Raw genomic sequence first — 6,146 nt, forward strand, 5'->3', positions numbered from 1 at the left:
CAGCTTCGAAACAAATGGCAAACTAAATTCGATTTTTTCCAATCTAAAGACTTCTCATTGCGCCACCGCTGACCCTGCGAGCAGTTTGCAGGCAACGCATTAGGAGATCGCAATGAAATCGAGAACCAAAGTAGTGGTCATTGGCGGCGGCATCGCTGGCTGCTCGACACTCTATCACCTCACCCGGGAAGGCTGGAGCGACGTGGTCCTCGTTGAACGCAACGAGCTCACCAGCGGCACCACCTGGCACTCGGCCGCGCAGGTTACGAACTTTGGTGGCAACCAGACCATGGTTGGGCTCAAGACCCATTCCATTAACCTATACAAAGAGTTGTCGGAGAACCCCGAATATCCGATCAACTATCACCACGCCGATGGCGGCATCCGCCTGGCCAATACCGAAGAGCAGATGCAGGGCTATCGGCATTTCTCTTCGATGGCCCGCGGCATGGGCGTGGATCTGGAAGTGATCGACGCCAAGGAATGCGCCCGCCGCCACCCGCTGATTTCCACCACCAACCTGTTGGGTGGCCTTTGGGATCCGCTGGACGGCGATATCGATCCGGCTCAGCTGTGCCAGGCGCTGGCGTATCATGCGCGCAAGGCCGGAGCCGAAGTCTATCGCAACACGCCTGTCACAGCGCTGACCCAGCACAAGGACGACACCTGGACCGTGCACACCGAACATGGCGATATCGACTGTGACATCGTGGTCAACGCCTGCGGCTATCGCGTGAACGAAGTGGGCGCGATGATGGGTGTGCATCACCCGGTGGCGTCAATGGAGCACCAATATTTCCTGACCGAGGACATCCCGGCCATTACCGAGGCCGGCCACCGCATGCCGCTCTTGCGCTGCCCGATCTCGGACTACTACTCGCGGCAGGAAAAAGGCGGCTTGCTGGTCGGCTTTTATGAACAGGACTGCAAGACCTGGGGCATGGACGGGATCGACCCGAACTTTGTGAATGCGCTGTGCCCGGATGATCTGGACCGCGTGATGGACGTGCTGTCCGGCGCCTTTGAGCGCATGCCCGCGCTGGAAGAAACCGGCATCCGCTCCATCGTCAATGGCCCGATCACCTATACCATCGACGGCGCTCCGCTGGTGGGTCCGATCCCGGGTAAGCGCAACGCGTTCTGCATTATCGGGTTGCGCGCCGGTCTGGGCGAAGGCGGCGGCCATGGCTGGCTTCTGGCGCAACAGATCGTGCATGGCGAAGCCCAGTATGACACCTGGTGCATCGACCCGCGCCGCTTTACGGGCCATACCAACGTGGAACTGACCGCGCTGAAGGCCATCGAGGACTATCAAAACGAATTCCGCTTTCACTTCCCCAACGAACACCGCCCTGCCGGCCGCCCCGCGAAAACCACGCCGCTGACCCCGGTCCTTGCGGCCGAGGGGGCCGAATTCACCGTGGTCAACGGCTGGGAACGTGTCGACTACATCAAGCCCAGCCCCGATTTCCACCCGACACTGTCGTTCAACTTTGACGAAGCCTTCGACATCGTCGGGGCCGAAGTCAAAAATGTTCAGGACAATGTCGGCCTGTGTGAGGTCAACGGCTTCAACCGGTTTGAAATCACCGGTGCGGACCGCCACAGCTTCCTCGACCGAATGTTCTGCGGCAACGTGACCAAACGCGACGGCCGGGTTGGCCTCGGTTACATGCTGAACGACCACGGCATGATCAAATGCGAAGCAACGGTTGCCAACTTGCCCGAAAGCGACCGTGGTCCGGCGAGGGTGTGGTTCGGTTCGGCAGCGGCTGCCGAGTTCCACGACATGGACTGGCTGACCCAGCATGTGCGCGACCACGAAGACGTCGAGATCAAATCGCTGACCAATGACCAGACCATCCTGGTTCTGGCCGGCCCCAATGCGCGTAAAGTGCTCAGCGCTTGTGCGCGTGGAGACTGGTCGAAACAGGCCTTCCCCTGGCTGTCAGTGCGCGAATGCTTCATTGGTTTTTCGCCCGCAACCGTGCTGGGTGTCAGCTTCTCGGGCGAGTTGGCCTATGAAATCCACGTGCCAAATGCTTCGCTTTACGCGGTCTACCTGGCGCTCCGTGCTGCGGGCGAGGCCTACGGCATGAAGCTGTTTGGCGCCCGCGCCGTTGACTCGATGCGCATGGAAAAAGGGTTCTTGCACTGGAAAGCGGACCTGCTGACCGAGTTCGACCCGTTCGAAACCGCGTTGGACCGGTTTGTGAAGTTGGACAAGGAGGCCAACTTCATCGGCAAGGGGGCGCTGCGCAAACGGCACGCCGAAGGTCCGCGCAGCAAGCTGGTCTCCCTCAGGATCGAGGCGACCCACGCCCCTGCCTATGGTGGCGCCTCACTGATGCAGGGCGACTCGGTGGTTGGCACGATCACCTCGGGCGACTGGGGCTATCGTATCGGCATGAACCTTGCCTACGCTTTCGTCGAGCCTAGTCTGGCAAAAGAAGGCAATACCATGGAGCTGGACCTGTGCGGGGACCGGGTACCGGCCACCGTCATAACACCGTCTCCTTACGATCCCAGTTACGAACTGATGCGGAGTTAAACCATGTCGCAGGAGGTTCGTGTTACCAACGAGAAACAATCGTGCGTAGGTGTTATGGGGTCCGGAACGCAATCTGTTCTATCACTGATGTCACGCTGCGCACGATTCTACGCTCGAAAATTGGGCTGCAAAGGGCTCGAAACCTTCGCTCAGAGTTTTCTGCTACGGTAAAACCTCGACAACTGACCTGCTCACCAGAGAGTCCGCGTTCATAGGTGCGCCCTGGTCAGGTTTTGGTCCTCTTTTGACAGTTGATGATACCCCCACGGGGGCAGCCCTCCCACGACTTGGAACCACATTGGCTCGCTCAATTGGACGTTTAGAATCGCGTTGCTAAACTGTGGAAAATGCTGACAATGCGAAGGTAACCCCGTTGGCTCGACTAGGAAAACTTGATGTTCGGCTTTCTCAAGATGTTCGGTGCCGACCCTGCGCAGGCACGAAAGGACAAGGCGGTGACGCGGCTTGATACTGCGGCTGACAACTTTCGCAGGGCGGCAGAAGCCTGTGGTGCCCCGCAATCTCAAGTGTTTTGGCATCTAGCGGGCGCCACGTCGGAATTGCGAAATAGGATCGCAGTTGCACCGGATCAAATTACCCCGCTGCGCAGGCTGATTTTCCACTTTATTCCGCGCATGTCCGAGATTTGCGTGCGGTGGGCGCGGATTGCGGCCGCCAATCCTCTTGTTGGCCCGGATACCAAAGCGCTTGAGGAGTTTAGGGCGTACCTGGCCCTGATACGAGATGCCGAGCAGAGCTGTCTGACCAAACGTTATGACACGTTGCATTTGTCGATGCAGGTCATGGAAGGCCAGATGAAGCGCCACCTGTCGTGACAAACGCAGCTGATTTTTCCCGAATGCGGTTTGCGCACCCTTGGCGCATCTACCAAGCGCAGCTTTTGGGGGAAATGCACGGTCATTTGTCCGACGAAAAACTGCACTTTGTGGCGGCCCCCGGGGCAGGGAAAACCGTTCTGGGGCTCGAAATAATCCGGAGGCTGGATCGTAGAACGCTGATCCTCGCTCCAAGCGTTCTTGTTCGGGACCAGTGGATTTCGCGCCTTGTGGGTGATTTCTTGAATGGAGAGCGGCCTGATTGGGTGAGCACCGATATTCACTGCGATGCCCCTGTAAGGGTCAGCACCTATCAAAACATCCATACCAATCGCACAAAGGTTATCCCGGGCTTCGATCTGCTCTGCCTTGATGAAGCGCATCATCTTCGCCGTTCCTGGTGGAAAACACTGATGCGGCTGGCTGAAGACAACACGGCCACGACATTATCGCTTACCGCAACCCCTCCTTACGATGTCGATCCGTCCGAGTGGCGCAATTACACTGCGCTTTGTGGACCAGTTGATGCTGAGATATCGGTGCCGGAATTGGTCCGCAGCGGGGATTTGTGTCCGCATCAAGATCTGGTGTTTCTAGCTCCTTCTGCCGATGTAAAAGCCTATAGAGAGAACCTTGAAAGCGAGCAGGCGCTGTTTGAGGCGCTGGCAACGGATGAGGTTTTGCTGGCACTTATTCGAAGCGACCCCTGGATTGCCGAAACCGAATTGCATGCTGCTGCCATATTGGAGAACCCTGAGCGGTTCAGCGCCATGCTACTCTTTTTGCGCCATAACGATCTGCCTGTGCCGACCTACGCGCGCAGGGTGTTGCAGGTTAATGATACCGATTGGCCGAGGCTTGATTGGGCATGGTTGGAAAGCCTGTTTCATGAGTTTCCGCAGATCCGATTGCCGCAGACGCTTGTGTCTCGGCTTAAATCTGTTGGGGCGTTGCGCCATGACAAGCTGACCCTGCCGCCCCCGATTCACGCGGATCGTCTAAAGCTCCTTCGCAACGATCAGGCCAAGCTTGACGCCGTCCAAAAGATTTTTGCCACAGAGTATTCAGTGCGGGGCGACGAGCTTCGCATGGCCATCTTGCTCGATAGAATTGGCAAGTCCGGTCTGCGTGTGTCCGACACTGGGCCGGAATTCAATGCGTTGGGTGTGTTTCGACATTTGTTTGATGTGGTTGGCCCCTCGCCAATGGCGATCCTGACGGGGCAATTGGCGGTGCTGCCTGACGCTTTGGCTGAAGGGCTTTCGGGGCGGTCCTTGCCGGGAGCACCGGGCTATACCCACATAGACAGTGCGGATTTAAGTGAGGCGGTCAACCGCGTAAATCGTGGTTTTGCTTCTGGCGCAGTGGTGCTGATTATCGGCACTCATGCGTATTTGGGCCAGGGCTGGGATGCGCCCGCGTTGAATGCCTTGGTGTTGGGAACGCGGCTCAAAAGCTTTGTAGCCGTCAATCAATTGCGCGGTCGGGCACTTCGAAGTTTTGCACGGCGTCCCGACAAAGTCGCACATATTTGGCACATGGCCGTGGTTCCGCAGGAGACTGTTGAGGGAGAAGATGTCGCTTTGTTGAAGCGGCGGTTTGACTGTTTTGTACGTCTTGATCGGGGTAGCGGGACCATTCATTCGGAGTTTTCAATTGCTGAAACGGTTTCATCACAAAACCGGATTGCTGTAGAACGGGCCGGAAGTGGCACCGATCTGGTCGACGAATGGCAAAGCGCTCTCTTAGGGGCTGGGGAGTTTGAGGCAAAACTAACCACCCGCACGATGTTGCCAGGAAGCCGTAAACGACTGTTGCTGCCCGAACCGGCCTTGTCCTTCTGGGGGCGTCTGGGTCTGAAGTTTGGGCGCTCGCCGTCTTTGGGACAGAGCTATAAGGTGCTAGATCGCGTCGCTGGCATGGTGATCGCCAGCTTGGTCGAGCTTGGTGATCTTTCGCCGTTAAATGCGCCATTGAAACCGATCATTTCCTGGGATGGGGCAAGTTGGCAGATCGGCATTAAGAACGCATGCAAGCTGGACGAAGAGATGTTTCACGAGGCTGTTCAGCAGGTGTTTAATCCGGTTCTGCGGCCGCGATATGTGATTTCACTCGAAACAGGACTTTGGCAGACAAGGTATCAATATTTTTCAGTGCCAGACAGGTTTGGCTCACACAAAGATCGGGCGCAACTGTTTTGGCGCAATTGGCAGGGCTATGTTGGGCGGGGTAGATTGATCTATACGCGCAGCGTCGAAGGTCGCGCGGTTTTGCAAGCCGCCCGGATGAGCAGTGCAATGCGAAGCGTAACAAGCCGGACCATGTGGCAATAAATTGAGGCTATTGCACTCAATCAAAGGGGGGCTGGGACAGAGTGAAACGAAAAAAGCCAAACCACGCCTTTCTACGACACACACCTGCCTGTTCTCCCCCTTTCGGTTCGACAAACCACGCCGTCGGCACTTAGCAACAAGCTGGAAAAGCGCGGCCGCATACGAACGGGAAGTGGCCTAAACGAGCACTTGGGGCGCCACGAAAACGGAACAGGCCCACGTCTAGTCAATGTCGGCTTTGTCAGAATGGCTAGGACCCTGTGCTTGCGCAGCGAATAACTGCTCCCCGCCGATTCTGTTGAAAAACAACGTGTTGCATCCGCAGAAATTGGTGTTTTGATCTGCGCGCGAGTGCCTTTCTGGTCAGGCTTTTCTCGTTTGCTGCGGTGCAGGAAAGATCTTGGCCAGTTTTCTGAGGTTTTGGGC

The 6,146-nt window shown here is 57.0% G+C and carries 3 protein-coding genes; all 3 read left to right on the forward strand.

Annotated elements, in window-relative coordinates:
- Positions 1-112 precede the first annotated feature (112 nt).
- The 3 genes from ABJP42_RS08605 (at position 113) to ABJP42_RS08615 (ending at position 5,720) form a co-directional block, all read left to right on the forward strand.
- The gene (locus ABJP42_RS08605; protein WP_348339913.1) at positions 113-2,551 is read left to right on the forward strand and encodes a GcvT family protein; all 2,439 of its coding nucleotides are present in this window, start codon (positions 113-115) and stop codon (positions 2,549-2,551) included.
- A 395-nt stretch (positions 2,552-2,946) separates the two neighbouring features.
- Entirely contained in the window at positions 2,947-3,387 is a 441-nt protein-coding gene (locus ABJP42_RS08610; RefSeq protein WP_348339914.1) for a hypothetical protein, read from the forward strand.
- Between the two features lie 23 nt (positions 3,388-3,410).
- Positions 3,411-5,720: a DEAD/DEAH box helicase family protein gene (locus ABJP42_RS08615; RefSeq protein ID WP_348339915.1), complete on the forward strand. Its 2,310-nt coding sequence runs from the start codon at positions 3,411-3,413 to the stop codon at positions 5,718-5,720.
- The last annotated feature ends 426 nt before the right edge of the window (positions 5,721-6,146 follow it).

Source organism: Pseudophaeobacter sp. (genome assembly GCF_039971195.1).
Taxonomy (GTDB): Bacteria; Pseudomonadota; Alphaproteobacteria; order Rhodobacterales; family Rhodobacteraceae; genus Pseudophaeobacter.